The 26,613-nt window shown below is 74.7% G+C and carries 23 protein-coding genes and 1 pseudogene; 15 read left to right on the forward strand and 9 right to left on the reverse strand.

The genetic code is table 11. The features are described from left to right. The first annotated feature begins 34 nt into the window (after nt 1-34). Nucleotides 35-442 (forward strand): MarR family winged helix-turn-helix transcriptional regulator, encoded by a 408-nt coding sequence (locus tag ACZ4YY_RS18420; RefSeq protein WP_468290761.1) that lies wholly within the window; start codon nt 35-37, stop codon nt 440-442. Between the two features lie 43 nt (nt 443-485). On the opposite strand, the gene ACZ4YY_RS18425 is transcribed toward ACZ4YY_RS18420, so the two are convergent. The 3 genes from ACZ4YY_RS18425 to ACZ4YY_RS18435 form a co-directional block, all read right to left on the reverse strand. Further along, nucleotides 486-884: an SseB family protein gene (locus ACZ4YY_RS18425; RefSeq protein WP_468290764.1), complete on the reverse strand. Its 399-nt coding sequence runs from the start codon at nt 882-884 to the stop codon at nt 486-488. Between the two features lie 113 nt (nt 885-997). Next, nucleotides 998-1,858, reverse strand: coding sequence for a toll/interleukin-1 receptor domain-containing protein (locus ACZ4YY_RS18430; RefSeq protein WP_468290767.1), 861 nt, complete (start codon nt 1,856-1,858; stop codon nt 998-1,000). A 13-nt stretch (nt 1,859-1,871) separates the two neighbouring features. Further along, entirely contained in the window at nt 1,872-2,372 is a 501-nt protein-coding gene (locus ACZ4YY_RS18435; RefSeq protein ID WP_468290770.1) for an SLATT domain-containing protein, read from the reverse strand. A 198-nt stretch (nt 2,373-2,570) separates the two neighbouring features. On the opposite strand from ACZ4YY_RS18435, the gene ACZ4YY_RS18440 reads away from it, so the two are divergent. Beyond that, nucleotides 2,571-4,016 carry a glyceraldehyde-3-phosphate dehydrogenase gene (locus tag ACZ4YY_RS18440; protein ID WP_468290774.1) on the forward strand — a complete coding sequence of 482 codons (1,446 nt, stop codon included), beginning with the start codon at nt 2,571-2,573 and terminating at the stop codon, nt 4,014-4,016. A 303-nt stretch (nt 4,017-4,319) separates the two neighbouring features. On the opposite strand, the gene gndA is transcribed toward ACZ4YY_RS18440, so the two are convergent. Further along, nucleotides 4,320-5,762, reverse strand: a complete 1,443-nt coding sequence (gndA, locus tag ACZ4YY_RS18445) for an NADP-dependent phosphogluconate dehydrogenase (RefSeq protein ID WP_468290777.1) — start codon at nt 5,760-5,762, stop codon at nt 4,320-4,322. A 376-nt stretch (nt 5,763-6,138) separates the two neighbouring features. Then, nucleotides 6,139-7,440: an epoxide hydrolase family protein gene (locus ACZ4YY_RS18450; protein ID WP_468290780.1), complete on the reverse strand. Its 1,302-nt coding sequence runs from the start codon at nt 7,438-7,440 to the stop codon at nt 6,139-6,141. Between the two features lie 63 nt (nt 7,441-7,503). Here ACZ4YY_RS18450 and ACZ4YY_RS18455 point away from each other — a divergent pair, with 63 nt between their 5' ends. After that, nucleotides 7,504-8,484, forward strand: coding sequence for a helix-turn-helix transcriptional regulator (locus ACZ4YY_RS18455; RefSeq protein ID WP_468290783.1), 981 nt, complete (start codon nt 7,504-7,506; stop codon nt 8,482-8,484). 130 nt (nt 8,485-8,614) lie between these two features. Then, entirely contained in the window at nt 8,615-9,136 is a 522-nt protein-coding gene (locus ACZ4YY_RS18460; RefSeq protein WP_468290786.1) for a hypothetical protein, read from the forward strand. Nucleotides 9,137-9,440: 304 nt separating this feature from the next. On the opposite strand, the gene ACZ4YY_RS18465 is transcribed toward ACZ4YY_RS18460, so the two are convergent. Together ACZ4YY_RS18465 and ACZ4YY_RS18470 are read right to left on the reverse strand one after the other, a co-directional pair. Continuing rightward, nucleotides 9,441-10,733: an MFS transporter gene (locus ACZ4YY_RS18465; protein ID WP_468290789.1), complete on the reverse strand. Its 1,293-nt coding sequence runs from the start codon at nt 10,731-10,733 to the stop codon at nt 9,441-9,443. Between the two features lie 687 nt (nt 10,734-11,420). Then, entirely contained in the window at nt 11,421-11,984 is a 564-nt protein-coding gene (locus ACZ4YY_RS18470; protein ID WP_468290792.1) for a hemerythrin domain-containing protein, read from the reverse strand. A 355-nt stretch (nt 11,985-12,339) separates the two neighbouring features. Between ACZ4YY_RS18470 and ACZ4YY_RS18475 the strand changes: the two genes are divergently transcribed. The 10 genes from ACZ4YY_RS18475 to ACZ4YY_RS18520 all read left to right on the forward strand — a co-directional run bounded on the left by ACZ4YY_RS18475 (nt 12,340) and on the right by ACZ4YY_RS18520 (nt 23,295). Further along, nucleotides 12,340-13,335 carry an NAD-dependent epimerase/dehydratase family protein gene (locus ACZ4YY_RS18475; protein ID WP_468290795.1) on the forward strand — a complete coding sequence of 332 codons (996 nt, stop codon included), beginning with the start codon at nt 12,340-12,342 and terminating at the stop codon, nt 13,333-13,335. A gap of 98 nt (nt 13,336-13,433) precedes the next feature. Next, complete coding sequence (locus ACZ4YY_RS18480; protein WP_468290798.1) at nt 13,434-15,068, forward strand: carbamoyltransferase family protein; 1,635 nt, start codon at nt 13,434-13,436, stop codon at nt 15,066-15,068. Then, on the forward strand, nt 15,065-16,189 hold the full coding sequence (locus ACZ4YY_RS18485) for a glycosyltransferase family 2 protein (protein ID WP_468290801.1): 1,125 nt from the start codon (nt 15,065-15,067) through the stop codon (nt 16,187-16,189). Before ACZ4YY_RS18480 ends, ACZ4YY_RS18485 begins: the two co-directional genes overlap by 4 nt. Continuing rightward, nucleotides 16,186-16,986, forward strand: a complete 801-nt coding sequence (locus ACZ4YY_RS18490) for a D-glycero-alpha-D-manno-heptose-1,7-bisphosphate 7-phosphatase (protein ID WP_468290804.1) — start codon at nt 16,186-16,188, stop codon at nt 16,984-16,986. Before ACZ4YY_RS18485 ends, ACZ4YY_RS18490 begins: the two co-directional genes overlap by 4 nt. Continuing rightward, nucleotides 16,983-17,990, forward strand: a complete 1,008-nt coding sequence (locus ACZ4YY_RS18495) for a glycosyltransferase family 9 protein (protein ID WP_468290807.1) — start codon at nt 16,983-16,985, stop codon at nt 17,988-17,990. Before ACZ4YY_RS18490 ends, ACZ4YY_RS18495 begins: the two co-directional genes overlap by 4 nt. Further along, nucleotides 17,987-18,949: a glycosyltransferase gene (locus tag ACZ4YY_RS18500; protein WP_468290810.1), complete on the forward strand. Its 963-nt coding sequence runs from the start codon at nt 17,987-17,989 to the stop codon at nt 18,947-18,949. The genes ACZ4YY_RS18495 and ACZ4YY_RS18500 overlap by 4 nt, the downstream gene beginning before the upstream one ends. After that, a complete protein-coding gene (locus ACZ4YY_RS18505; RefSeq protein ID WP_468290813.1) occupies nt 18,946-20,181 on the forward strand; it encodes a glycosyltransferase in 1,236 nt (411 codons plus the stop codon). The genes ACZ4YY_RS18500 and ACZ4YY_RS18505 overlap by 4 nt, the downstream gene beginning before the upstream one ends. Beyond that, entirely contained in the window at nt 20,178-20,825 is a 648-nt protein-coding gene (locus ACZ4YY_RS18510; protein WP_468290816.1) for a D-sedoheptulose-7-phosphate isomerase, read from the forward strand. The genes ACZ4YY_RS18505 and ACZ4YY_RS18510 overlap by 4 nt, the downstream gene beginning before the upstream one ends. Continuing rightward, nucleotides 20,822-22,252 carry a D-glycero-beta-D-manno-heptose 1-phosphate adenylyltransferase gene (gene rfaE2, locus ACZ4YY_RS18515; protein WP_468290819.1) on the forward strand — a complete coding sequence of 477 codons (1,431 nt, stop codon included), beginning with the start codon at nt 20,822-20,824 and terminating at the stop codon, nt 22,250-22,252. The genes ACZ4YY_RS18510 and rfaE2 overlap by 4 nt, the downstream gene beginning before the upstream one ends. Continuing rightward, nucleotides 22,249-23,295: a glycosyltransferase family 9 protein gene (locus ACZ4YY_RS18520; RefSeq protein ID WP_468290822.1), complete on the forward strand. Its 1,047-nt coding sequence runs from the start codon at nt 22,249-22,251 to the stop codon at nt 23,293-23,295. The genes rfaE2 and ACZ4YY_RS18520 overlap by 4 nt, the downstream gene beginning before the upstream one ends. Here ACZ4YY_RS18520 and ACZ4YY_RS18525 read toward each other — a convergent pair. Beyond that, entirely contained in the window at nt 23,234-23,761 is a 528-nt protein-coding gene (locus tag ACZ4YY_RS18525; RefSeq protein ID WP_468290825.1) for a DUF1360 domain-containing protein, read from the reverse strand. The genes ACZ4YY_RS18520 and ACZ4YY_RS18525 overlap by 62 nt on opposite strands. A 433-nt stretch (nt 23,762-24,194) precedes the next feature. Here ACZ4YY_RS18525 and ACZ4YY_RS18530 point away from each other — a divergent pair. Next, nucleotides 24,195-24,287 (forward strand): annotated as a pseudogene (locus tag ACZ4YY_RS18530) (sugar phosphate isomerase/epimerase); the annotation flags it as partial. 99 nt (nt 24,288-24,386) lie between these two features. Here ACZ4YY_RS18530 and katG read toward each other — a convergent pair. Next, nucleotides 24,387-26,612: a catalase/peroxidase HPI gene (katG, locus tag ACZ4YY_RS18535; protein ID WP_468290828.1), complete on the reverse strand. Its 2,226-nt coding sequence runs from the start codon at nt 26,610-26,612 to the stop codon at nt 24,387-24,389. Nucleotide 26,613: the final 1 nt, after the last annotated feature.

Raw genomic sequence — 26,613 nt, forward strand, 5'->3', positions numbered from 1 at the left:
AAATGAATGGTGGCGTCGGTGTTACCGTGCAGGTATGGCAGCGAAAACGGCCGGTGCCGGGCTCGAGGAGCGGTGGCGGGGCATTCTGTCCGTGCACGCTCGAACGACGTGTGAGATCGACCGAGCCCTGCATCCGCACGGGCTGGGCGCGAGCGACTTCGAGGTGCTCGACATCCTGGCCTCCGAGACGCCCCGCGACGGGGACCAGTGCCGGGTGCAGAACCTGGTGGGACGGGTGCACCTCAGCCAGAGCGCGTTGTCGCGTCTGATCGGCCGGCTGGAGAAGGACGGGCTGGTGGAGCGCTCCGTCTGTGTGGAGGACCGGCGCGGTGTGTGGGTCGCCCTCACCCGCAAGGGCCGTGACCTGCACACGGAGGTGCTGCCGCTCCAGCGGGCCGTGCTGGAGCGGATGCTGGCCGACTGGCGGACGCCGGCCGGCTGAGAGCCGGCGCCCCGCCCATGCCTCCCCCGGCCCACCACCGGGCTCAGCGGGCCAGCAGCGCGCGTACGCCCTCCGAGGTGAGCGTCAGGGGGTGGGAGCCGGCCGCGTCGATGGACAGCGACAGCTCGCCCGACGGCCACTGCGCGGCGAGCGCGCCGAGGGGCACCAGGCGGTACCGGGCCACCTCCGGCAGCAGGTCGGCCATCTCCGGCTCGGAGGTGAACACGGGCACCACGGGTGCGCTCCCCGGCTGCTCCAGCACGGGCAGGGCCAGGGTGCTCGGGTTGGTGACGTCCTCGTCGGTGGCGTCGTCGGGCACGGGCACCAGGACGTCGGAGTGGGCGAGCGTGTCCAGTGCCTGCGTGTCCCCGGTGTCCCGGGCCAGCGCGTCCAGTGCCTGCGCGGCGGGGGTGGTGTTGCTCTCGTGGGCGGGGGTTTCCATGGCTGCTCCCCAGGTAGCGGCGGTTGGAGGGTCCGGCCTCGCGTACCCGCTGCCGCGAGGAGCATGCGAGGTGCGGGCCGTTCGCGGTCCCGGAGGGCGTGCCGCGGGGTCTCTCAGATCGGCTGGGGTTCGAAGTCCCAGTAGGGGCGGGCCAGGGACCGCATGTAGTGGCTCTGGTGGTGGTCCCCGCCGTGGCTGGCGGCCAGTCCGGCCAGCGCCCGGCGCTCCCGTTCGTCCGCCTCCCGGGTCCGGCCCAGGGTGCGCAGGTCCTGGGCGAGCCCGGCCTCCAGGTTGATAGCGAGCACATGGCCGGCACCCACCGCGGCGACCGCCCGGTCGAGGGCGTCCCGGCCGAGATCGGCGGCGGCCCGCGGGTCGCCCGCGGCGGCCAGCGCGGAGGCGTGGTTCATCGCGCAGCCCAGCGCCCACACGTGGCCGCGGCCGACGGCCGCCTCCAGTTCCCGGGTCGAGCGGTCGGCCAGGGCCAGGGCCGCGTCGGTCTCCCCGTCGTCCAGCAGCACGATCGCGCAGTTGATGCGGGCGCCGATCGCGTACGGGTGCAGCTCCACGACCCGCCGCGCCTCGTGCGACGGGGTGTGGGTGCGGGCGCGTTCCATGTCGTCGTCGGCGAGGTAGCGCAGCGCCGAGTCCTTCAGTTGCCCCGCGGTCACGTCGTCGACGAGGACGGTGAGGAGGACCATGTCGGGGTGGAGGGTCTTGCGCCAGTGCAGGATGTTGGTCTCGCGCCGCACCCACTCCGAGCCGAGGGCGTGGGAGTTGACCAGGACGAGGGCGGCGTCGCACTCCCCGAGGAACTCGGCGAGCTTCAGCCGCCACGGACGGCCGGGCTTCCTGACGTGCTGGTCGAGCAGGACCATGTAGTTGCGTGCGCGCAGGCCACTGGCCGTGGCGTCCCTCAACTCCGCGGTCTGCGGGTCCTCACTGGTGCTGTGGCTGATGAACACCTTGACCACCCTTGCCCCACCTTCAGTCCGCTGTCCACTTGGCCATCCAGCCCTCGTTCTGCACCGAGACGATGTGTTCCGTGCGCTGCGCCAGCCGGTCGGCGTCCGCGTCGGTGGGCTGTTCCAGCCCGCGCCACCAGCGCAGGAGCCGGTCCAGTTCGTCGGCGGTCGTGCTGTACTCGACCTCGAGGGCGACGTAGCGCGCGGACGCCCCGTGGGAGACGACGGCCGCCGAGACCGCCGCCACCACGGGGATCCATGCCGCCGCCCGGTCGGCGGTGAAGGCACCGGCCACCGCGCCGAGGAGCGTGGACGGGGCCGCGAGGGCGACGCCCGCGCGCTCGACCCGCCGGGCGCGGCGGGCGTTGCGCTCGGCCTTCGGCCGGTAGTAGTCGCGGAGCTGGCCGCACAGCCGCACGTCGGCGTAGCCGACCGCGTCGCTGACGTCCGGCAGCCGGCGCCGGGCCGGCCGGATACCGCGCAGCGCGGGGGTGAGGTCGGCCGCCTGGGCCCGGGCTTTCACCGGCCTTCGCCGACCTCGACCGGCCCCTTCCCGGCCCAGCTTCCCCCAACTCACCCCGCCTGTCGCCGACTTGAGCGCGCCCGCAGCGCGCCGCCACGACCGGGCGGCGCCGCCCCGCGGGCAAGGAGGCGGCCACTGGAACGACCGGATGAACAGGGGGTTAGCATATGAGCGCCTCCTAGCTCGAAAGAGACTGCTGTGACTGTCAACGACGACTCGTTCACCAACTGGAAGAACCGCGAGGAGATCGCGGAGTCGATGATCCCGATGATCGGGAAGCTCCACCGGGAGCGGGACGTGACGGTCCTGCTGCACAGCCGCTCCCTGGTGAACAAGTCGGTGGTCAGCATTCTGAAGACCCACCGCTTCGCCCGGCAGATCGCCGGTGCGGAACTCTCGGTCACCGAGACGCTCCCGTTCCTTCAGGCCCTCACCACGCTGGACCTCGGGCCCTCCCAGATCGACCTCGGCATGCTCGCGGCGACCTACCGGGCCGACGAGCGCGGCCTGTCGGTACGGGACTTCACCGCCGAGGCGGTGGCCGGCGCCACGGGCGCCGACAAGATCGAGCGGCGCGAGCCCCGCGACGTCGTGCTCTACGGCTTCGGCCGCATCGGCCGCCTGGTCGCCCGCCTCCTCATCGAGAAGTCCGGCTCGGGCAACGGTCTGCGGCTGCGGGCCATCGTCGTGCGCGGCGGCGGCGACCAGGACATCGTCAAGCGGGCGTCGCTGCTGCGCCGGGACTCCGTGCACGGCCAGTTCCAGGGCACGATCACGGTCGACGAGGCCACCAGCACCATCGTCGCCAACGGCAACGAGATCAAGGTGATCTACGCCGACGACCCGACGCAGGTCGACTACACGGCGTACGGCATCGCCAACGCCATCCTGATCGACAACACCGGCAAGTGGCGCGACCGCGAGGGACTGTCGAAGCACCTGCGCCCCGGCATCGACAAGGTCGTCCTGACCGCGCCCGGCAAGGGTGACGTCCCCAACATCGTGCACGGCGTCAACCACGACACGATCAAGCCGGACGAGCAGATCCTGTCCTGTGCGTCCTGCACGACCAACGCGATCGTCCCGCCGCTGAAGGCGATGGCGGACGAGTACGGGGTGCTGCGCGGGCACGTGGAGACGGTCCACTCGTTCACCAACGACCAGAATCTGCTGGACAACTACCACAAGTCGGACCGACGGGGCCGTTCCGCGCCGCTCAACATGGTCATCACCGAGACGGGGGCCGCCTCCGCGGTCGCCAAGGCGCTGCCCGACCTCAAGGCGCGGATCACCGGCAGCTCGATCCGGGTGCCGGTGCCGGACGTGTCGATCGCGATCCTCAACCTCCAGCTCGCCCGCGAGGCCGGCCGCGAGGAGGTCCTCGACTACCTGCGTCACGTGTCGCTGACGTCGCCGCTCAAGCGCCAGATCGACTTCATCAGCGCCCCCGACGCGGTCTCCAGCGACTTCATCGGCTCCCGCCACGCCTCGATCGTCGACGCGGGCGCACTGAAGGTGGAGGGCGACAACGCCATCCTCTACCTCTGGTACGACAACGAGTTCGGCTACTCCTGCCAGGTGGTCCGCGTCGTCCAGCACGTCTCGGGCGTGGAGTACCCGACGTTCCCCGCGCCGAGCGCGTGACGTCCGCGAGAGGGGCGTGCGGCCGGCCGGCCCCTCCTGGGTCACGGACCCGCTGACCGCCGTCGCGGGGCGCCGACCTCGCTGGTGCCGCACCGGTCCCCGGTCGGCGACGGCCCGGTGCCGCCGGTCGGCGGCTCCGTTCGTGCCGTCCGCGTGCGCGCCCCCTCGCCCGCCCGCCGAGCCCGGGCCCGACATGGTGTTCCCGCGTCGGGCCCGGGCTCCCGGCGTCCGGCGTCCGGGGCGAGTCCGCGTCCCCGGCCGCGGTCCGCGCGGCCGTCCGCCCGGGCACGGTGCCCGGACCCCTCAGTCGGCAGCCCTCTCCGGGCGGCCCTCCTCGGCCCAGCGGGTGTGGAAGGAGCCGGGGCGGTCGGTGCGGCGGTAGGTGTGGGCGCCGAAGTAGTCGCGCTGGCCCTGAAGGAGGGCGGCGGGGAGGCGTTCGGCGCGCAGGGTGTCGTAATGGGCGAGCGCCGCCGAGAAGGCCGGCACCGGGATGCCGCGGCGGGCGGCGGCGGCCACGGTCTCGCGCCACGGCACCTGCGCGTCGGTGATCTCCATGGCGAACTCCATCTCTCCGAGCAGGCTGAGGAGCCCCGGGTCGGCGGCGTACGCGGTGCGGATGCGGTCGAGGAAGGAGGCACGGATGATGCAGCCGCCGCGCCAGATGGCCGCGACCTCGCCCAGGTCGATCTTCCAGCCGAACTCGCCCGCCGCGTCCTGGATCATCTTCCAGCCCTGGTCGTAGGCGATGACCTTGGATGCGTACAGGGCGTGCTCGACCTGGGAGGTGAAGCGGGCCGCCTCGGTGCGGCTGAGCGCGGGAGCGGTGCCGCCCGGCAGTCCGGCGTAGGCGGCGCGCAACTCGCTCTGGCCGGAGGCGGCGCGCGCGAAGGTGGCCTGGGCGATGGCGGTGACCGGCGAGGCCAGGTCCAGGGCCGTCTGCACCGTCCAGCGTCCCGTGCCCTTCTGTCCCGCGGCGTCGGCCACGATGTCGACGAAGGGGCGCCCGGTGGCCGCGTCGGTGTGGGCGAGGACCTCCGCGGTGATCTCGATCAGGTAGGAGCCGAGCCGGCCCTCGTTCCAGGTGCGGAAGACGTCGGCGATCTCGGCGGGGGCGTAGCCGGCGACCTGGCGCAGCAGGTCGTACGCCTCGGCGATGAGCTGCATGTCGGCGTACTCGATGCCGTTGTGCACCATCTTGACGAAGTGCCCGGCGCCGTCGGTGCCGACGTGGGCGGCGCAGGGCTCGCCGCCGACGCGGGCGCTGACGCTCTCGAACATCGGGCCGAGCACGGCGTAGGCCTCGGTGGAGCCGCCCACCATGATCGAGGGTCCGTTCAGGGCGCCCTCCTCGCCGCCGGAGACGCCGGTGCCGACGAAGTGGAGGCCGCGCTCACGCAGCGCGGCCTCCCGCCGGCGGGTGTCGGCGAAGTGCGCGTTGCCACCGTCGATGATCATGTCGCCCGGCTCCAGCAGCGGGACGAACTCGTCGATCACCGCGTCCGTCACCGCACCCGCCTGCACCATGATCATCAGCCGCCGGGGGCGCTCCAGCGCGGCCACGAACTCCTCGGCCGTCTCCGCGGGGACGAACGCGCCCTCGTGTCCGAACTCCTCGAGGAGCGCCCGCGTGCGGCCGGCGCTGCGGTTGTGCACGGCGACGGTGTAGCCGTTGCGGGCGAAGTTCCGCGCGAGGTTGCGGCCCATCACGCCGAGGCCGGTGACGCCGATGGCGGCGGTTGCGTTCATGAGGTACGTCCCTTGGATCGGGTGGCGCGGGCGGGGCCGGGGCGGCTTCCCGTGCCCCCACATACGGCGCGGGAGCCCGATCTTCTCGATGCCCGGGCGAGGAGAAGCCGTCCACGGGCCTGGCCGGTGGCGCGTGCGCGCAACGGTGGCCTGTCCGCTCACGCGCATCTGCCCCCGCGGACCCGTCGGCCGCCCTCCATGCGCCCGGGGCGGGACGCAGGACCCGGGCGCCGAGAGCGCAGCGCTCGACGAGGCGGGAACGGACGCCGGCTTCGCCGCGCCGGACCCCGACCTGCCCGCTCGCGCGGCCCGCCGGCGACGGGAGCCCCGGCACCGGCGGAGAGCCGTCTGGTGAGCTCCGAAGGGCGCTCAGCACTCAGGGCCGGACGGTCCGAGCCGTCGGGCCGGCGGCGCGCTCCCGGACGCAGTCCTTCCCGAAGAAGGCGCGGACGTCGTCGACGAGCAGGTCGGGGGCCTCCAGGGAGAGGAAGTGGCCGCCGCGGTCGAGTTCGGTCCAGCGGACGACGTCGTGGTCGCGTTCGGCCCAGCGGCGGACGGTGACGTCGCGGGTGGAGAGCAGGACGGCGGTGGGGACCCGGGGGCTCTCCGGGCCGGCGTCCCAGCCCTGTGCGTCCCCGTCCTGATCCCACGAGGCGTCGTCCCAGGAGTCCGACGCGTCGCCCCACGAGTTCGCCGAGATCTCCTCGTAGTAGATCTGCGCGGCGGAGGCCGCGGTGCCGGTGAACCAGTACAGCGACACGCCGGTCAGGATCCGGTCCCGGCTGACGCTGTCCTCGGGAAGTCCGTCCTCCGGGTCGGTGAGTTCCTTGAACTTCTCCACGATCCAGGCGAGTTGCCCGACGGGCGAATCGGTGAGGGCGTATCCGACCGTCTGCGGGCGTTTGGAGTTGCACTGGAGGTAGCCGTCGTTGACGTTCTCCATCGCCTGCCTGCGGCGCTGGTCGGCCTCGGAGAGTCCGTCCGTGTCGCCGTCCGCCACGGGAAAGGTGATCATGCCGTTGACGTGGACGCCCAGGACGCGGTCCGGGGCCTGCCGGCCCATCTCGGGGGCCACCCATGAACCGGTGTCGTAGCCCTGCACGCCGTAGCGGTCGTAGCCCAGGCGGGACATGAGCCGGTCGAGCACGCCGGCCGTGCGGGCCGCGTTCATGCCGGGCCCGGCCAGCGGCGTGGAGAAGCAGAACCCCGGCAGGGAGGGGACGACCAGGTGGAAGGCGTCGGCCGGGTCGCCGCCGTGGGCGCGGGGGTCGGACAGCGGGCCGATGACGTCGAGGAAGTCCACGAACGAGCCCGGCCAACCGTGCAGCAGCATCAGCGGGGTCGCGTCCGGCTCGGGTGAGCGTACGTGGAGGAAGTGGACGTTCTGGCCGTCGACGGTGGTCGTGAACTGGGGGTACTCGTTGAGTTCCGCCTCCCGGGCCCGCCAGTCGTAGGCGGTCCGCCAGTGCGTGGCCAGCTCCTTCATATAGGCCACGGGCACGCCGCGGCTCCAGCCGACGCCGGGCAGCTCGTCCGGCCAGCGGGTCGCGGCGATGCGGGCGTGGAGGTCGTCGAGCCGCTCCTCGGGGACGTGGATGCGGAAGGGACGAAGGACGGCCTCGGCATCGGCGTGGGCGTCGGGGGTCACGGCGGTGGTCTCGGATGTCGTTCCGTTCATGGTGGTGACGCTACGGACCGGTTGGGTCAGTTCCGGTCCTAACTCTGCGGCAGTCTGGTCGGCATGGTGGAGACCTCCGCGCGGCTGCTGAAGCTGCTCGCCCTGTTGCAGACCCACGGCGACCGGTCCGGCGCCGAACTCGCCGAGCGCCTCGGCGTCGGCCGGCGGACGCTGCGCCGCGACGTGGAGCGGCTGCGCGCGCTCGGCTATCCGGTGCAGGCCACCCGGGGCGCGGCCGGCTACCGGCTGGGCGCGGGGGCGAGTCTCCCGCCGCTGCTGCTGGACGACGAGGAGGCGGTCGCCGTCGTGGTCGGGCTGCGCACCGCCGCCGACGGCACGGTGGCCGGCATCGAGGAGGCGTCGCTGCGCGCCCTGGGCAAGCTGGAGCAGGTGTTGCCCGCCCGGCTGCGGCACCGGGTCACCACCCTGCACTCCGCCACCGTCCGGGCCGGTTCCGCGCCCGGACCCAGGGTCGCGGCCGACACGCTCATGGCCGTCGCCGAGGCCTGCCGACGGCGCGAGCGGCTGCGCTTCGACTACGACAACTCCCGCGAGGGCGGCGCGCGGGGTTCGGGGCGCACGGTGCGGTCGGTCGAGCCGCACTCGCTCGTCAGTTTCGACCGCCGCTGGTATCTGGTGGCCTGGGACACCGACCGTGCGGACTGGCGGACCTTCCGCGTCGACCGGCTCACCCCGCGGGTGCCCACGGGGCCGCGGTTCACGCCGCGTGAGCTGCCCGACGGGGACGCGGCGACGTACGTGGCCCACCGGCTGTCGTCGCGGACGTGGCCCTTCCGGGCGACCGTCACGCTGCACGAGCCGGCCGTGGCCGTCGCCGACCGGGTGTGGCCCGGCATGGGGGTCCTCGAGCCGGTCGACGACCGCAGCTGCCTGCTGCACCTCGGCTCGGACACGCCGCGTGACCTGGCCTGGATGATCACCTCCGTCGACGCCGATTTCACCCTCGTCCAGGGCCCGCCGGAACTCGCCGAGTCGCTGCGCAGGCTGGCCGCGCGGTGCGCCCGGGCGGTACGGGAGGCGTGAGCGGCGCCTGGGGGCGGGTGTGGCCGAGGCCACGCCGGCAGCCGGTGTCCGGGCATGTCGTCACGTAGGGCGCGCGGGCTACCGTTTCCGGAACTCCCTGTTTCCCCGTACGCAGCTCGGACGGCCTTCAGTGCGCGCAGACCTCTCCCCGATCATCGCGGCGACCGCCCAGTGGCTGACGCGTGCCTATCCGGCGTCCGGCGGGGCGCTGGCCTCGGCGTTGTGCGAGGTCCAGGCCCGTCAGGCGGTGACCGTCGCGGCGTGGCTGCGGTATCCGACGCTGATGGACGCGGCCCTGGTCGGCGTGTCCGGGCCCGGTGGCTCGGCCAGGCTGGACTGGGTCAGTGGCGCGGACGGCACCGAGGGGGCGGAGGACGACGCCTGGCGCAGCTGGGTCGACGAGGTCGTGGCCAGCTGGGCGGCCTGTCTGCTCACCGACCCGGAGCTGGCCGCGCAGGCGGTCGCCGGACTCGACGGCGACGACCACACGACGGGCCTGCCGCTGGAGTTCCGGCGCCTGCTCGCCCCCGACGACCGCGACCGCCGGGCGGCCGCCCTTCTGCGCCACCCCGACCTCCTGGCCCCCGTCGCCCGCCTGCACCACGCCCAGCTGCTGGAACGCCTGGGGCCGGACGAGGCGCTCGTCGCCTGAGGGGTCCGTGCACCATGAGCGCCTGATCAGGCCGCGTGGTCCGGCGCCTTGCGCAGTGCGGTACCAGGCCACGCGGCCCAGGCGGGCGTAGTGCAAGGACTTCTCAGAGCTTCAAGGGCGGTCGAGCGCCTGTCCCCGGACTCGCGCCCGTCCGCCGGCCCGTGCGCCGAGGCTCCGCCCCGGGGGCCGGCCACACTCCGGAGCGTCCGCCTCCCCGGGGCCGCCCCCACGGGGGCCCGCTGCCGTGCAGGCGGCCCCGAGCCGTGGAACCCCGGGCCGGCAGCACCCCGGACTGCACACCCCCTCAGGCAGCCGTCTCCAGTGCCGCCCGTCCCGGGAGTTCCTCGCCCGGCTGGGTGGGCAGGGGCACCGGGCGGGGGGTGCGGCGGGTGCGGAAGGTGAGGCCCGCGCCGATCGTGATCGCGATGAGCAGGCCGCCGGTGACGAGCGCGCCGCGGGCGCCGGCGAGTTCCATGAGCAGGCCCAGGGCCGGCGGGCCGCCCAGGCTCCAGACCGTGCCGATGCTGCTCCAGACGCCGAGGACGCGTCCGCGCAGATGGGCGGGCGGGTCGGTCTGCAGGACGGACGTGCCGGCGGTGTCGGAGACGGACTCCACCACCGCCATGGGCAGGACGAGGACCAGCAGGACCGCGAGGGACGGCGACAGCGCGGCCGCCACCTGCAGCAGCGCTCCGGCCGCCGCGAGCACGCCGACGAGCCGGACCGAGGGACGGCGCAGGCGCGCGCCGAGGACCGCGCCGACGATGCCGCCGACGGCGAGGACCGTGGAGACCGTGCCGAAGGCCCCCGGACCGCCCGCGAGGGGCCCGGTGACGAGCACGGCGAGGGTCAGCCCGTAGTTGCGGCCGAAGACCGCGCTGATCCCGGTGATGCCGGCGAGCGCGACCAGGCGGGGCCGTCGCACGAAGAAGACCAGCCCCTCCCGCACGGTCAGGTCGGCACGGCTGTCGCGCCGCCCCTCCCCCTGTCGCCGGCGCGGGATGCGCGGCCCCGGGACACCGCCGGCGGCGACCGCGGCCGGGACCGCGCCGGGCGCCGGACGCAGGAAGGGGATCACCAGGGTCACGAAGAGGAACGACAGCCCGTTCGCCGCGTACGCGGAGGCCGTGCCGAGGAAGCCCACCGTGACTCCCGCGAGCGCCGCGCCCGCGAGCCGGCCGGCGTTGTGGACCAGCGAACCCACGCCGATGGCGGAGGGCACGTCCTCCGGGGGGACGAGGTCGTTGCCCAGCAGCGCGCAGGCGGGTCCGTCGACGGTGGCGATCACGCCGGTAACGGCGGCCAGCACCATCAGGGACGTCATGTCGAGCCGGTCCAGCGCCACGAGCACGGCCGTGGTGAAGGCGACCGCGCCCAGCAGGGCCTGGCTGACGGCCGCCGTCACCTTGCGCGGCCAGCGGTCGACGACGGCGCCGCCGAGCAGGCTCATGAACAGGGCGGGGGCGGCCTGGACCGACATGGACAGGCCGGTCGCGGCGGCGGAGCCGGTGATCTGCAGGACCAGCAGGTTCTGGACCGTGAGCTGCATCCAGGTGCCGGCGTTGGACAGGAAGTTCGCCACCGACCACCAGCGCATGCTGCGGTACCTCAGGGAGCGCCACGGAGAGCGTGACGCCGGCCCGGAGGCGGCGGATGCGGGGTGCTGCGGGGCAGGGGGAGGCGCGGAGGCCGGGAGGAAAGACACAGTGCGGTACCCGAGGGGCGAGCGGGGGCAGTCGGAGGGGTCGGCGGAACCGGGGAACGCCGGCTGCGCTGCGCGGCCGCTCCACCTTTCGGTCACGGCGCGGACCATCGTGACAGACGGGGTGGGGGGAAGCGGGGGCGGAGCGCCCGGCATCCGGGCGCCGAAACTCCCAAAGGGGCCCGGTCGACGGGTACTTGGCGGGTCCAGTGTGCTTGCTCACAGGCTCGTTCCCGCGCTCACGGAGCCTCGTCGACGTGACGGCGCGCACAGGCGCACCCGGGGACACACCGACATGCGCGGGCCGTCACAGACGCGGGGCGCCGGGTGCGGGACGCGGGCCTTCACCGGACGCGGGACCGGCACGGCCGGGGCTTCCACAGGACGCGGGACCCGCACCACCCGGACCTCCGCAGAACGCACCCTGACCGGACCTCCGCAGAACGCACCCGGACCTCCACAGGACGCCCGCGCCGGACCCGCGCCCGGGGGCACAGACGTGGGCGCGATCCAGGCCGGGGCATGCGAACGGGTCCGTCGCCGGAAGGCGACGGACCCGTGGGGGCGGCGGGGGCCGGCTGCTCAGCTCTCCTTGCCGCGTCCGCTCAGCGCGTCCCGCAGCCGGTCGACCAGGCCGGCGCCCGGTGCCAGCAGCTTGTTGGCCGGCGGCTTGTCCGGGGCGGACGGGTGCGGACGCGTGGGCGCCGTCTTCTTCGCCTGGCGGACCTTGTCGCCGAGCTGGTCGAGGGCGTCCGGCGGACAGGCGGCGCGCAGCCTCGGGAAGAGGTTGTGCTCCTCGTCGGCCACGTGCTCGCGGATCTCGCTCATCAGCATGCCCATGAGCCGGTCGAACTCGGCGTCGCCGGGCTCGCAGCCCTCCAGGTCCTTCATGAGCTGCTCGGCCTTGGCGTGGTCCTCGAGCTCCTTGTCCGCGAGGGCGTCCCCGCCGGCCACGTGCTCGCGCACGGCGGGATACAGGTACGCCTCCTCGGCCACCGAGTGCCGTACGAGTTCCATCGTGACCTGGTCGGCGTACAGCTTGCGGTCCTTGTGACCGGACGGCAGCGCCTCGATCCGGCCGAAGAGCTCCTCGACTTCTCGATGGTCGGTCACCAGTTCGTCGATCACGTTCCCACCATGACCCATGTCCTTCACCTCCGGCCTCGACGGACGGCTCCCGGGCGGACCCGTCACGTGGCCCCGAGTGCCCCGCCGGGACGGCTCGACACCGCCCCTCGGCGAGGGGGCCCGGCCGCCGCCCGTCCGGCATGAGTCGCGCCGGAGTCACTGCTTCCGCACAATGGGGATCAACGTGTGAAAGCTACTGGTCCGGGAACGCAGTGCCAGTGCCGTCGGGAACACGGCGGCCGGCCAGGGCGGTGCCGTCGTACGGCACGGTCCGCGAGTGCCCGTTGCCGCACTGTCTTCGACCCCCCATGCCGCGCCGGACCCCGAGCGCCCGGCTCTTTCAGCGCCTCCGCGTGCGGCTGAAGGAAGTGCCATGACTGAACCGACCCCTCGCCTGCCGTGGCGTCGCGCCCTGGTGACCGGCGGCGCCGGTTTCCTCGGCAGCCATCTGTGCGAGCGCCTGCTGAGTTCAGGTGCCGAAGTCGACTGCGCGGACAACCTGCTGTCGGGTTCACGTGCCAATGTCGCCCATCTGGAGGGCGTCCCGGGTTTTCGGTTCGTGGAGTGCGACGTCTCCGGCCCGGAGTGCGTGCACCGTCTGACGGGGCCGTACGACCTGGTCCTGCACTTCGCCTGTCCCGCCTCCCCCGCCGACTACCTGCGGCATCCCCTGGAGACCCTGGACGCGGGCAGCCTCGGCACCCGCGCGATGCTGGCGGTGGCGGAGCGCGACGGGGCGCGGTTCCTGCTCGCCTCGACGTCTGAGGTGTACGGCGATCCGCTCCAGCACCCGCAGCGCGAGGACTACTGGGGCAACGTCAATCCCGTCGGCCCGCGCAGTGTGTACGACGAGGCCAAACGGTTCGCGGAGGCGCTGGTCACCGCCCATGTGCGGGTCCGGGGCGCCGACGCGGGCATCGTCCGGCTGTTCAACACCTACGGCCCCCGGATGCGGGCCCACGACGGCCGGGTGGTCCCCACCTTCGTCTGCCAGGCGCTGGCCGGCGAGCCGCTGACGGTGGCGGGCGACGGCAGTCAGACCCGGTCGCTGTGCTACGTGGACGACACGATCGACGGGGTGCTGCTGGTCGCCGGCAGCCATTCGGTGCGGCCGGTGAACATCGGCGGCAGCGAGGAGGTGTCCGTCCGCGACATCGCCCGCCGGGTGGTGGAGCTGACCGGGTCCTCCTCGCGCATCGAGTTCGTCGACCGCCCCGTCGACGATCCGCAGCGCCGCCGCCCGGACACCGCGCTCGCCCGCCAGCTGCTCGGCTGGGCACCCAGGGTGACCTGGGGGGAAGGCATCAAACACACGATCGCCTACTTCGCCTCCGCGCAGCCGGCACGGGAGCCCGCGCCACAGATCTGAGGCGCCGCGACCCACCCTCTTCCCCCTCCCTCCTCTCCTCCCCCTCGCCCCTCTCCTCCCCTTCCCTCTTCCCTCGCCACCGACCTCGGAGGCACCGTATGCGCGTCCTGGGAATCAACGCCCTCTTCCACGACCCCGCCGCCGCCCTGGTGGTGGACGGCCAGATCGTGGCGGCGACGGAGGAGGAGCGCTTCAGCCGTCGTAAGCACGGCAAGCGCCCCGTCCCCTTCTCCGCCTGGGAACTGCCCGAACTGTCCGCCCGCTGGTGCCTGGACCGGGCCGGCCTCGCCCCCTCCGAACTGGACGCGGTCGCCTACTCGTACGATCCCGAACTCGCCCGCCCGGCCGAACAGTTGGGGCTGAACGACCCCTGGGACCGGCTGCGGCAGGAGTACGCGCGCCGTGCCCCCGAGTTCCTGGCCGAGGCCCTGCCGGGGCTCGACCCGGCCAAGGTCCGCTTCGTCGCCCACCACGTCGCCCACGCCGCCTCGGCCGGACAGGCCTCGCCCTACCCCGACTGCGCGGTCCTGGTGCTCGACGGGCGCGGGGAGTGCGGTTCGCATCTGGCCGGCCGGTACGCCAACCGGGAACTGACCGTACTGGGCTCGCAGGCGCTGCCCGACTCGATGGGCCTGTTCTACGAGGACCTCACCCAGCATCTGGGCTTCCTGCGCAGCAGCGACGAGTTCAAGGTGATGGCCCTCGCCTCCTACGGCGAGCCGCGTCACCTCGACCGGCTGCGCGAGTTCGTCCGGCCGGACGGTGAGGGAGGGTTCCGTGCCCGTCCCGTCCCCTGGTCCTCGCTGGTACCGCCGCGTCCCCCGGGCACCCCCTGGACGCAGGACCACGCCGACGTGGCGGCGAGTGCGCAGGCCTGTCTGGAGGAGGTGCTGCTCGGGCTGGTGCGGTGGCTGCACGAGCGCACCGGCGAGGACGTGCTGACGCTGGCCGGAGGGGTGGCGCTCAACTGCGTGGCCAACACCCGGCTGTACAGGGAAGGGCCGTTCCGGCACGTCTGGGTGCAGCCGGCGGCCGGCGACGCGGGAACGGCCCTGGGCGCGGCCCTGCACGTCGCCCACCAGAAGGAGGCCGTGGAGGCCATGCCGACCGCGGCGCTGGGCCGCGGCTGGAGCGACGCCGAACTGCGGGCGTGGCTGGAGCGGGCGGCCGTCCCCTACGAGGAGCCCGAGGACATCGCGGAGGCGGTCGCCGAGGAACTCGCCCGGGACGGTGTCGTGGCCTGGTTCCAGGGGCGCAGCGAGTACGGTCCGCGCGCGCTCGGACACCGCTCGCTGCTCGCGCACCCGGGGCGGGCCGAGAACCTGGAGCGGCTCAACGCGGTGAAGGGGCGGGAGGAGTTCCGGCCGGTCGCCCCCATGGTCCTGGCGGAGCGGGCGGCGGAGCTGTTCGACGGGCCGCTGCCCAGCCCGTACATGCTGTTCGTGCACGAGGTCGCCGCCGACTGGCGGGCCCGGATCCCGGCCGTCGTCCATGTGGACGGCACGGCGCGGATCCAGACGGTCGACCGGGCGGACGAGCCGCTGGTGGCCCGCATGATCGACGGTTTCGAGCGGCGCACCGGACTGCCGGTGGTGGTGAACACCAGCCTCAACACGGCCGGCCGGCCGATGGTCGACGACCCGCGCGACGCCCTGGAGTGCTTCGGCTCGGCGCCCGTGGACCTGCTCGCCCTCGGTCCGTTCGCGATCCGGCGGAAGAAGGTGTTCGCATGAGGGACCGGAAGCCCGTCGTGCCCGACGCCTCGACCCTGTCCGCAGGCGCGACCGCACCGGAAGCCCCCGCCTACTCGGTCGTCGTCCCGACGATCGGACGGCCCTGCCTCGCCGACTGTCTGCGCGCGCTCGCCGCGGCCGCCGGTCATCCGCCCGAGGAGGTCGTCGTGGTCGACGACCGGCCCGGCCCCGCCGGTGACCTGCCCCTGGAGGCGGCCGGTGGGCTGCGCGGGCGGGTCCGCACCCTGAGCACCGGGGGGCGGGGCCCGGCGGCCGCCCGCAACGCCGGCTGGCGCACGGTCGCCACGCCGTGGACCGTCTTCCTCGACGACGACGTGCGGGTGCTGCCGGACTGGTCGCGCCGCCTCGCCGACGACCTCGCGGCGGCCGACGCGGCGACCGGCGGCATCCAGGGCCGGCTGACCGTGCCGCTGCCCGGGGACCGCAGACCCACCGACTGGGAGCGGGGCACCGCCGGGCTGGAGGACGCCGCGTGGGCCACGGCCGACATGGCCTACCGGACGGCCGCGCTGGCGCAGGTGCGGGGCTTCGACGAGCGGTTCCGGAGGGCCTTCCGGGAGGACGCCGACCTGGCGCTGCGGGTGCTGGAGGCCGGGTGGTCACTGCGGCGCGGCCGGCGCGTCACCCGGCACCCGGTGCGCCCGGCGGACCGCTGGTCGTCGGTGCGGGCGCAGCGCGGCAACGCGGACGACGTCCTGATGACCCGGCTGCACGGCCGTGACTGGTGGTCCCGTGCCCGTGCGCCGCGCGGGCGGCTCCCCCGGCACCTGGTGGTGACCGCCGCCGCCCTCGTCGCCTGCGGGTGCGCGTCGGCCGGCCGGTGGCGGGCCGGCGCCGTCGCCGGAACCGTGTGGGCGCTGGGCACGGCCGAGTTCGCGCTGGCCCGCATCCGGCCGGGACCGCGCACCCCGGAGGAGATCGTCACCATGGCGGCCACGAGTGTGGTCATCCCGCCGCTCGCGGTCCGCCACTGGCTGGACGGCCTGATCCGCCACCGCGGCGCGACACGGCCGCCCGTCCCGCGACATCCCGCGGCGTCCCGGGCGGGGCCGGGGCGAACAACCGTCCCCCGGACCGCACCCTCAGGGAGCGCCCAGTGAACCGACACACCACCGACCTCACCTCCGGCGTCGGCGATGGTGGTGCCGGGGCGTCCCACGCCACCCGCCCCGCGTGCCACTCCGCCCCGCACGGCCCCGAGCGCGCGGCGAGCCGTGACGGGCGGGCGTCCGCGCCCCCGCACGGCTCGGCCGGGGGCGAGCCCGCCCCGGGCCGCACGACGCGTCCCGCCGGACCGACCCGCCCCGCCACGGGATCCCCTCGATCCGCAGCGGGCCGCGGGCCCTGGGCCGCCCGTCCGAGCCGGTCCGTCGCCGCCGTCCTCTTCGACCGGGACGGCACCCTCCTCGAGGACGTCCCCTACAACGGGGACCCCGAGCGGGTGCGCCCTGTGCCCGGTGCGCGCGAGGCGCTGGAGCTGCTGCGCGCGGAGGGCATCGCGACCGGCGTGGTCAGCAACCAGTCGGGCATCGGGCGCGGGCTGCTGACGGACGCCGACGTGCGGCGGGTCAACGAGCGGGCGGACCTCCTCCTCGGCGGTCTCGGCACCTGGGTCCACTGCCCGCACCTGCCGGGTGACGGCTGCGCCTGCCGCAAACCGCGGCCGGGCCTGGTGGTCGAGGCGGCCCGGCGGCTGGGCGTCGACCCGCGGGACTGCGTGGTGATCGGCGACATCGCCGCCGACGTCCTGGCGGCCCACGCGGCGGGTGCCCGGGGCGTGCTGGTGCCGACGGCGGCGACGCTGCCGGAGGAGGTCGAGGCGGCGCCGTCCGTCGCGCCCGACCTGCTGACGGCGGTGCGCATGGTGCTGGCCCGGACACGAGGAGGTGCCCTGTGAAGGCGCTGGTCGTACGGCTCGACAGCTTCGGCGACGTACTGCTCGCCGGGCCCGCCGTCCGCGCGGTCGCCGCGCACAGCACGCAGGTGGTGATGCTGTGCGGCCCGCGCGGCGAGCCCGCGGCACGGCTGCTGCCCGGGGCCGACGAGGTGATGGTGTGGTCGGCGCCCTGGGAGGGCGTGGACCCGCCCTCGGTCCCCGAGGCGGGCGTGGAGGACCTGGTGCGGCGCCTGCGCGAGCGCGCGTTCGACGTGGCGCTGGTGCTCACCTCGTTCCACCAGAGCCCCCTGCCCATGGCCCTGCTGCTGCGGCTGGCCGGCGTCGCACGGATCGGCGCCGACAGCGCCGACCACCCGGGCAGCCTCCTCGACGTACGGCACCGGCGGCTGCCCGGCCGGCACGAGGCGGAGGCGGCCCTCGACACCGCCGGCGCACTGGGCTTCCTGCCGCCGCCGGGGGACGACGGCCGGCTGCGCGTCCTGACGCCGCCCGACACCGTCGCGCTGACCGGGGACGCTCCGTACGTCGTCGTCCATCCCGGGGCCAGCGCGCCCGCCCGCGCCTGGAGCCCCGGCCGCTGCGCCGAGGCCGTGGAACTGCTCGCGGACGCCGGTCACCGGGTGGTCGTCACCGGCGGACCCGGCGAGACGGACCTGACCCGGCGGGTGAGCGGGGGCACGGCGGTGGACCTCGGCGGACAGACGGATCCGCGCACCCTCGCGGGCGTGCTGCGCGCGGCGGACGTCGTGGTGTGCGGCAACACCGGGCCCGCCCACCTGGCCGCCGCCGTCGCCACCCCGGTCGTGTCGCTGTTCGCGCCGGTCGTCCCGGCGGAGCGGTGGGCGCCGTACGGCGTGCCGTGCGTGGTGCTCGGCGACCCGTTCGCTCCGTGCGCGGACAGCAGGGCCCGGCACTGTCCCGTCCCCGGTCACCCGTGTCTGGAGGAGGTCACGGCCCAGGACGTGGTGCGGGCGGTGCACAAACTGCTCGAGGAGCGCGCATGAACATCCTTGTCTGGCATGTGCACGGCTCATGGCTGACGTCGTTCGTCCAGGGCCCGTACACCTTCCTCGTCCCGGTGACGCCCGGCCGCGGGCCCGACGGGCTGGGCCGGGCCAGGACCTGGGAGTGGCCGCGCTCGGTGCGGGAGGTCAGCCCCGCCCGCCTGCGGGAGGCGGGCATCGACCTCATCGTGCTCCAGCGTCCGCACGAGCTGGAGCTGGCCCGGGAGTGGACGGGCCGGCGGCCCGGTGTCGACGTGCCCGCGGTGTACGTCGAGCACAACAGCCCGCACGCGTCACCCGTCGACACCCGTCATCCGCTCGCCGGCCGGACCGACGTCACCCTTGTGCACGTCACCCACTTCAACCGGCTGATGTGGGACAACGGCCGGGCCCCGACCACGGTGATCGAGCACGGGATCGTCGACCCCGGGCACCTGTGGACCGGGGAGGAGGCCCGCGCCGCCGTCGTCGTCAACGAGCCGGTGCGGCGCGGGCGTACGACGGGCACGGACCTGCTGGCGGAGTTCGCGCGCACGGTGCCGCTCGACGTCTTCGGGATGCGCACGGAGGGGCTCGCGCGGCATCTCGGGGTGCCGGAGGACCGCTGCCGCAGCCGGGACCTGCCCCAGGGCGAGCTGCATCCGGCGATGGCCCGCCGCCGCCTGTACCTGCATCCCGTCCGGTGGACGTCGCTCGGACTGTCCCTGCTGGAGGCCATGTTCCTGGGGATGCCGGTGGTGGCGCTGGACACCACCGAGGTGCGGGAGGCCGTGCCCGAGAAGGCGGGGGTCGTCTCCAACCGGCCCGACGTGCTGCGGGACGCCGTCCGCCGCTTCCTGGCGGACCCCGCGCACGCCCGGCAGACAGGGGAGGCCGCCCGGGCCGCGGCACAGGCCCGCTACGGAGAACGGCGTTTCCGGGACGACTGGGAGCGCCTGATCAAGGAGGTCACCCGATGAGCACCAGCCACGCCCCGACCGCCCGCGTCGCCATGGTGTCCGAGCACGCCAGCCCGCTGGCCGAGCTCGGCGGCCCGGACGCCGGCGGGCAGAACGTGTACGTGGCCCGACTCGCCGGACAGCTGGCCCGCCGGGGGCACGAGGTGATCGTCTACACACGCCGCGACGACCCCCGGCTGCCGGAGCGGGTCACCACCTCCGACGGGGTGAAGGTGGTCCATGTGCCCGCCGGGCCCGCCGCTCCCGTACCGAAGGACGAACTCCTGCCGTACATACCGGAGTTCGGGGACCGGCTGGCGCACGCGTGGGCGGCGCAGACACCCGACGTGGTGCACGCCCACTTCTGGATGTCCGGGATGGCGGCGGTGGCCGGGGCGCGGGCGCTGGGCGTCCCGGTGGTGCAGACGTACCACGCGCTCGGCACGGTGAAGCGGCGCTACCAGGGCGCCGCCGACACCAGTCCCCCGCAGCGCGTCGCGATCGAGACGGCCGTCGGGCGGGAGTGCGCCGGCATCATCGCGACCTGCGAGGACGAGGTGACCGAGCTCGTCGCGATGGGACTGCCCCGCGCGCGCATCTCGGTGGTGCCCTGCGGGGTGGACCCGCAGCTGTTCGCCCCGGTGGCCGGTGCCCGGCGGCCCGCTGCCGCGCCGCGCCGACTGCTGTCGGTCGGCCGGCTGGTCCCCCGCAAGGGCTTCGACCGGGCGATCCGCGCCCTGGCCGACATCCCGGACGCCGAACTCCTCGTCGCCGGCGGCCCCGAACCGGCGCTGCTGGGGGCCGAGCCGGAGGCGGAACGGCTGTGCGCGCTGGCCGAGGAGTGCGGGGTGGCCGACCGGGTGACGCTGCTGGGCGGGGTGAGCCCGACGCGGATGCCCCGACTGATGTCGGGCGCGGACCTCGTGCTGTCCCTCCCCCGCTACGAGCCGTTCGGGATCGTGCCGGTGGAGGCCATGGCCTGCTGCGCGCCCGTCGTGGCCAGTGCCGTCGGCGGGCAGCTCGACACCGTCGTCGACGACGTCACCGGTGTGCTGGTGCCGCCCGACGACGACCACGACCTGAGCGACACCGTCCGCCGACTGCTGGACGACCCGGACCGGCTCGCCCGGTACGGCGCCGCCGGCCGGCGCCGCGTCCTCGCCCGCTACACCTGGGACCGCGTCGCCGACGGCGTGGTCCGGGTCTACGGCGCCGTCTCCTCCGTCCCCTCGCTCTCGGGAGTGGTCCGATGAAGCTCGCCACCGACGTCACGCACTGCGACGACCTGATGAAGGCGCTCACGGGGTTCCGCGAGTACGCCGCCCCCGTGATCCAGCGGTGGGGCGGTGCCCTGGCCGACCGGCTCGGCGCGGGCGCGCGGCTGCTGGTCGCGGGCAACGGCGGCAGCGCCGCGCAGGCCCAGCACCTGACCGCCGAGCTGGTCGGCCGCTACCGCGACGACCGGCCGCCGTTCTCCGCGCTGGCGCTGCACACCGACACGTCCTCCACGACCGCCATCGCCAACGACTACGGCGTGCAGGAGATCTTCGCCCGGCAGGTCGTCGCGCACGGCCGGGCCCGGGACGTGCTGATGCTGCTGTCGACCAGCGGCGCGAGCGCGAACCTGCGGGTTGCGGCGACCGAGGCGCGGCGGCTGGGGATGACCGTCTGGGCCCTGACCGGTCCGGCGCCCAATCCGCTGGAGGGCGCGGCGGACGCGGCCCTGTGCGTGGAGGCGGCGACCAACGCCACCGTGCAGGAGCTGCACCTGGTGGCCGTCCACATGATCTGCGAGGCGTTCGACCTCGCCGTCGAGCGCCGGGCGGCGATCGAACGACGGCGGCGGCCGGCCGGCGCGGACGGCTGGACGGCCCTGAGAGGGAAGGACGGCGTATGAGTGCCCCGGCCCCGCTGCTCGTCGTGGGGGACGCCCTGCTCGATCACGACCTGTGCGGACGCGCCGAGCGGCTGGCTCCCGACGCGCCCGTGCCGGTCGTCAGCGAGGCCCGGCGCATCTCCCGCCCGGGCGGGGCCGCGCTGGCCGCCGCCCTCGCCGCGTCCGACGGCAGACCCGTCACACTGGTCACCGCGCTCGGCGACGACGAGGCCAGCGCGTGTCTGATGCGGCTGCTGGGCGGGCGGGTGCGGCTGGTGCGGCTGCCCCTGACGGGTGCCCTGTCCTGCAAGACCCGGGTCCTCGCGGAGGGCACACCGCTGTTGCGCCTGGACGACGGCGAGGGCCGCGCCGGGGAGGCGACGCGCGAGGCGCGGCGGGCCGTCGCCGAGGCCGGTGCCGTCCTCGTCGCCGACTACGGCCGGGGCACCGCCGGGGCGCTGCGCGAGGAGCTCGCGGCGGCGGCCGCCCGGGTGCCCGTCGTGTGGGACCCCCACCCGCGCGGGGAACCGCCGGTGCCCGGGGCCCGGCTCGTCACACCGTCGGCGGGTGAGGCCCGGGCCTTCGCGGGCGGCGAGGCGCCCGCGAAGGCCAACGACCTGAGGACGGCGACGCAGGACGCCGGGACGCTGGTGCGGTCCTGGCGGGCGGCGTCCGTGGCCGTGACGCTGGGCGGGCGGGGCGCGCTGCTGTCGCACGGCGGGACACCGCTGCTGGTGCCCTCCCCGGTGACCGCCGAGGGTGACGCCTGCGGTGCGGGCGACCGTTTCGCGGCGACCGCCGCCGGGCTGCTCGCGGACGGCGAGCTGACGGAGACCGCCGTCCGGGAGGCCGTGCACGCCGCCACCCGCTACGTCGCCGAGGGCGGCGTCCGCTCCCTCGCACCGGAGGCCCCGGCCGCGTCCACGGCGGGCGACGGCGAGCCGACCGAGGACGCGCTGCGCACCGCCGCCCGGGTGCGGGCCGCGGGCGGGACCGTGGTCGCCGCCGGCGGCTGCTTCGACCTGCTGCACGCCGGGCACGTCGCGCTGCTCCAGGCCGCGCGCCGCACCGGCGACTGCCTGGTGGTGTGCGTCAACTCGGACGCCTCCGTGCGGCGCCGCAAGGGCGGCGGCCGGCCGCTCGTGCCGGTGGCGGACCGGGTGCGGGTGCTGCGCGCCCTGGAGTGCGTCGACGCGGTCGCCGTGTTCGACGAGGACACCCCGGAGCGGCTGCTCGGCGCGCTGCGCCCGCACATCTGGGCGAAGGGCGGCGACTACGCCCTGGAACGGCTGCCGGAGGCGGCGCTGGTGGAGAGCTGGGGCGGGCAGGTCGTGCTGTTCCCCTACCTGGACGGCCGCTCGACGACGGGCCTGGCGGAGAAGGCGGCGCTGTCCCCGCGCCCGGGCCGCACGGCCCACGGCTCGGCACGCGCTCGGGGGCGGGGGTGACGCCCCGGCTGCTGGTGCTGCGTGCGCTCGGCCTGGGCGACCTGCTCGCCGGGGTGCCGGCGCTGCGCGGGGTGCGCCGGGCGTTCCCCCGGCACCGACTGGTGCTGGCGATCCCGCCCGCGCTCACCGAGGCCGCGCTGGCCACCGGCGCGGTGGACGCCGTCCTGCCGGCCGAGGCCCGCAATCGGGGCGTGCCGTCGCTGACCCACTGGAGCGGCCCGCCGCCGGACCTGGCGATCGACCTGCACGGCAGGGGACCGCGCAGCCGCGACGCGCTCGCCGCCCTCTCCCCCCGCCGTCTGCTGGCCTTCGCCCAGCCCGACCCGCCGCCCCCGCCGTGGCTGCGCGACGAGCACGAACGGGACCGGTGGTGCCGCTTCCTGGCGGCCTACGGCATCGCCGCCGACCCCGACGACGTACGGCTGCCCGCCCCCGCCGCCGCCTCACCGGCGCCGGGGGCCGTCGTCGTGCACCCCGGGGCGGAGGCCGCCTCCCGTCGCTGGCCGGCCGAGCGGTACGCCGCGCTGGCTCGGGACGTGCGCGCCGCGGGCCACCGTGTCGTCGTCACCGGCGGACCGAAGGAGGACGCGCTGGTGGAGGAGGTCGCCGCCCGCGCCGGACTGCCCGAGCGGGACGTGCTGAGCGGCGGGCTGGAGTTCGGCGCGCTGTCGGCGCTCGTCGCGCGCGCGGCGCTCGTCGTCAGCGGCGACACCGGCCTCGCGCATCTCGCCGTCGCCCACGCCACCCCGTCGGTGACCCTGTTCGGGCCGGTGTCGCCTCGTCTGTGGGGGCCGCCGCGCTCCGCCCGCCACCTGGCCCTGTGGAAACCCGGGCCGCCGGGCGATCCGCACGGCGACGCCCCCGACGCCCGGTTGCTGCGCATCGGAGCCGAGGAGGCCACGGCGGCGGCGCTGAGCCTGGCCGGCCGGTCCTCTTCGGCGTCGGACCGCGGCGCCCGGCCCCCCACTCGGGGGGCGGCGCTCAGTCCTCCTCCGTCTGCTGGGTCCACGTCCAGGCGTACTGGAGCCAGTCCGACAGCGTGACGGCGCCGAGGCCCGCGCAGACCAGGCGGGTGCCCCGGGGAGTCCAGGCGTAGGAGCCCACCAGCGCGCCCGCCACCCAGACCGAGGTGCAGAACGGGCAGGACACCAGGTCCCCGACGGCCCGCCGGACGCCGGTGCCCCTCGGTTCGTCCAGTACCTCACCGGCCGGCGCGGCCGATGCGCGGCGGGTGAACGGCGCCCGGAGGAAGCTGGTGACCTTGTCCCTGGTCAGCAGCCGGGACGCCTTGTAGGTCGCCGTTCCCAGGAGGGCCACGTCCCACGGCGGCACCTCGTTGGGCAGGCGTACGCCGTGGCGCCGGGCGACGCCGGCGTAGAGCGCGGCGCCCGCGGTGAACGCGGCGACGAGCACGGCGTAGCCGCCGATGGGCGCGTACTGGTCGTCGTGGTCGTCACGGTCGTCGTGGTCGTCGATCCGGTCCTGGTACTGCGGGGCGCTCGCGGCCATCACACCTCCATGGGGCACATCGGGCTCGTCCGTGGGCGCGCCCCGAGTTCCCCCACGTGAGGGCACCACACGTGTCCGACGGGGGCCACCACGTGAGCCGCCGCCCGGCGCAGCACGGTCAGGAAGCCGACGCCGGTCCCGGACCGCCGGCGCCCCGTACCGCGGCTTCGCGGCAGGCACCGCTTCCCGGGGCGCGCGTCCGGGGTCCGCGAGGCGTTCCACCGCGAACCGACGGCGGAGACGATCGGGACGGGCGCCCGGGCCCCCTCCTCGGCCTCCGCCCACGTGCGCGGCGGTCGGAGGGCGGAGGCGCGGGTGGGTGCTCGGGTCGGCGGGTCGCATGAAGCCCCGCCCGGCCTTCTACGGAGGCGCCGCGTGAAGATCGCCCTCGACCCCTACATGTTCCGTGCGCTGCCGATCGACGAGACGGGGCTTCGTCGGTGTGGCCACCGCCTGTGTGTTCGCGTGGGACGAACGAGCCCGCGAGTCCTCGGCGTTCATGCCGGACCGCATTACCAAGGAACTCGGACGGCAGCGCCGCGGCCCGGGCCCGGGCAGGCGTCCGGGCCGGACCGCTCGGCGCGGACCGGCCCGGACGGCTCGGGTGCGGGAGTCGGGCCCTGGCTCAGACCAGGTCGAACCGGTCCGCGTTCATGACCTTGACCCAGGCCGCGACGAAGTCCGTCACGAACTTCTCCTTGGCGTCGTCGCTCGCGTAGACCTCCGCGAGGGCGCGCAGCTCGGAGTTGGAGCCGAAGACCAGGTCGGCACGGCTGCCGGCCCACTTGACCTTGCCGGTGGCCGCGTCACGGCCTTCGAACGTGGTCTGGTCCTCGGAGGTCGACTGCCACGTCGTGCCCAGGTCGAGCAGGTTGACGAAGAAGTCGTTCGTCAGCGAGCCGGGCGTCTCGGTGAAGACGCCGAGCTGCGACTGCTGGTGGTTGGCGCCGAGGACGCGCAGACCACCGACGAGGACGGTCAGCTCGGGGGCGCTCAGGTTCAGCAGGTTCGCCCGGTCGAGCAGCAGGTACTCGGCCGGCAGGCGGTTGCCCTTGCCGAGGTAGTTGCGGAAGCCGTCGGCGGTCGGCTCCAGCGCGGCGAAGGACTCGGCGTCCGTGTGCTCCTCGGTGGCGTCGACGCGCCCGGCGGCGAAGGGCACCTCGACCTCGAAGCCGGCCTCCTTGGCGGCCCGCTCGACCGCGGCGCTGCCGCCGAGGACGATCAGGTCGGCCAGGGACACCTTCTTGGCGCCGGAGTTCGCGTTGAACTCCTGCTGGATGCCCTCGAGGGTGCGCAGGACCGTGGCGAGCTGCTCGGGGTCGTTGACCTCCCAGCTGCGCTGCGGCTCCAGGCGGATCCGGGCGCCGTTGGCGCCGCCGCGCTTGTCGCTGCCGCGGAAGGTGGAGGCCGACGCCCAGGCGGTGGAGACCAGCTGGGAGACGGTCAGGCCCGAGTCGAGCAGCTTGGCCTTGAGCGCCGCGATGTCGGCCGCGTCGATGGCCTCGCCCTCGGCCTGCGGCAGCGGGTCCTGCCACAGCAGGGTCTCCTCGGGGACCTCCGGGCCGAGGTAGAGCGCCTTCGGGCCCATGTCGCGGTGGGTCAGCTTGTACCAGGCCCGGGCGAAGGCGTCCGCGAACTGGTCGGGGTTCTCGTGGAAGCGACGCGAGATCTGCTCGTAGATCGGGTCGAAGCGCAGCGACAGGTCGGTGGTGAGCATCGTCGGCAGGTGCTTCTTCGACGCGTCGTGGGCGTCGGGGATGATCGCCTCGGCATCCTTGGCGACCCACTGCTTGGCGCCGGCCGGGCTCTCGGTGAGCTCCCACTCGAAGCCGAAGAGGTTGTCGAAGAAGCCGTTGCCCCACCGGGTGGGCGTGGCGGTCCAGGTGACCTCCAGGCCGGAGGTGATGGTGTCACCGCCCTTGCCGGTGCGGTAGGTGTTCTTCCAGCCGAGGCCCTGCTCCTCCAGCGTGGCGGCCTCGGGGTCGGCGCCGACGTGGTCGGCCGGGCCGGCGCCGTGGGTCTTGCCGAAGGTGTGGCCGCCGGCGATCAGGGCGACGGTCTCCTCGTCGTTCATCGCCATGCGGCGGAACGTCTCACGGATGTCGCGGGCCGCGGCGATCGGGTCCGGGTTGCCGTTGGGGCCCTCCGGGTTGACGTAGATGAGGCCCATCTGGACCGCGCCGAGCGGGTTCTCCAGCTCGCGGTCGCCGGTGTAGCGGCGGTCGTCGAGCCAGGTGGTCTCGGGGCCCCAGTAGACGTCCTCCTCCGCCTCCCAGACGTCCTCGCGGCCACCGGCGAAGCCGAAGGTCTCGAAGCCCATGGTCTCGAGGGCGACGTTGCCCGCGAGGATCATGAGGTCGGCCCAGGACAGGCTCTGGCCGTACTTCTTCTTCACCGGCCACAGCAGACGGCGGGCCTTGTCGAGGTTGGCGTTGTCCGGCCAGCTGTTGAGGGGGGCGAAGCGCTGCTGGCCGGCGCCGGCGCCGCCGCGGCCGTCGCTGATCCGGTAGGTGCCCGCGCTGTGCCACGCCATGCGGACGATCAGGGGGCCGTAGTGGCCGAAGTCGGCGGGCCACCAGTCCTGCGAGGTGGTGAGCACCTCGGCGATGTCCTGCTTGACGGCCGGGAGGTCAAGGCTCTTGAAGGCCTCGGCGTAGTCGAACTCTTCGCCCAGCGGGTTGGTGACGGGCGGGTTCTTGGCGAGGATCTTCAGGTTGAGCCGCTCCGGCCACCACTGGCGGTTTCCGCCGCCCTGGGTGGGGTGCGGGGCGCGTCCGTGCGCTACCGGGCAGCCGCCGCCCTCGCCTGCCGTTTTCGGGTCGACGACGATGGCGTCATGGTTCTCGGACATC

Source organism: Streptomyces sp. NPDC030143 (assembly GCF_055573695.1).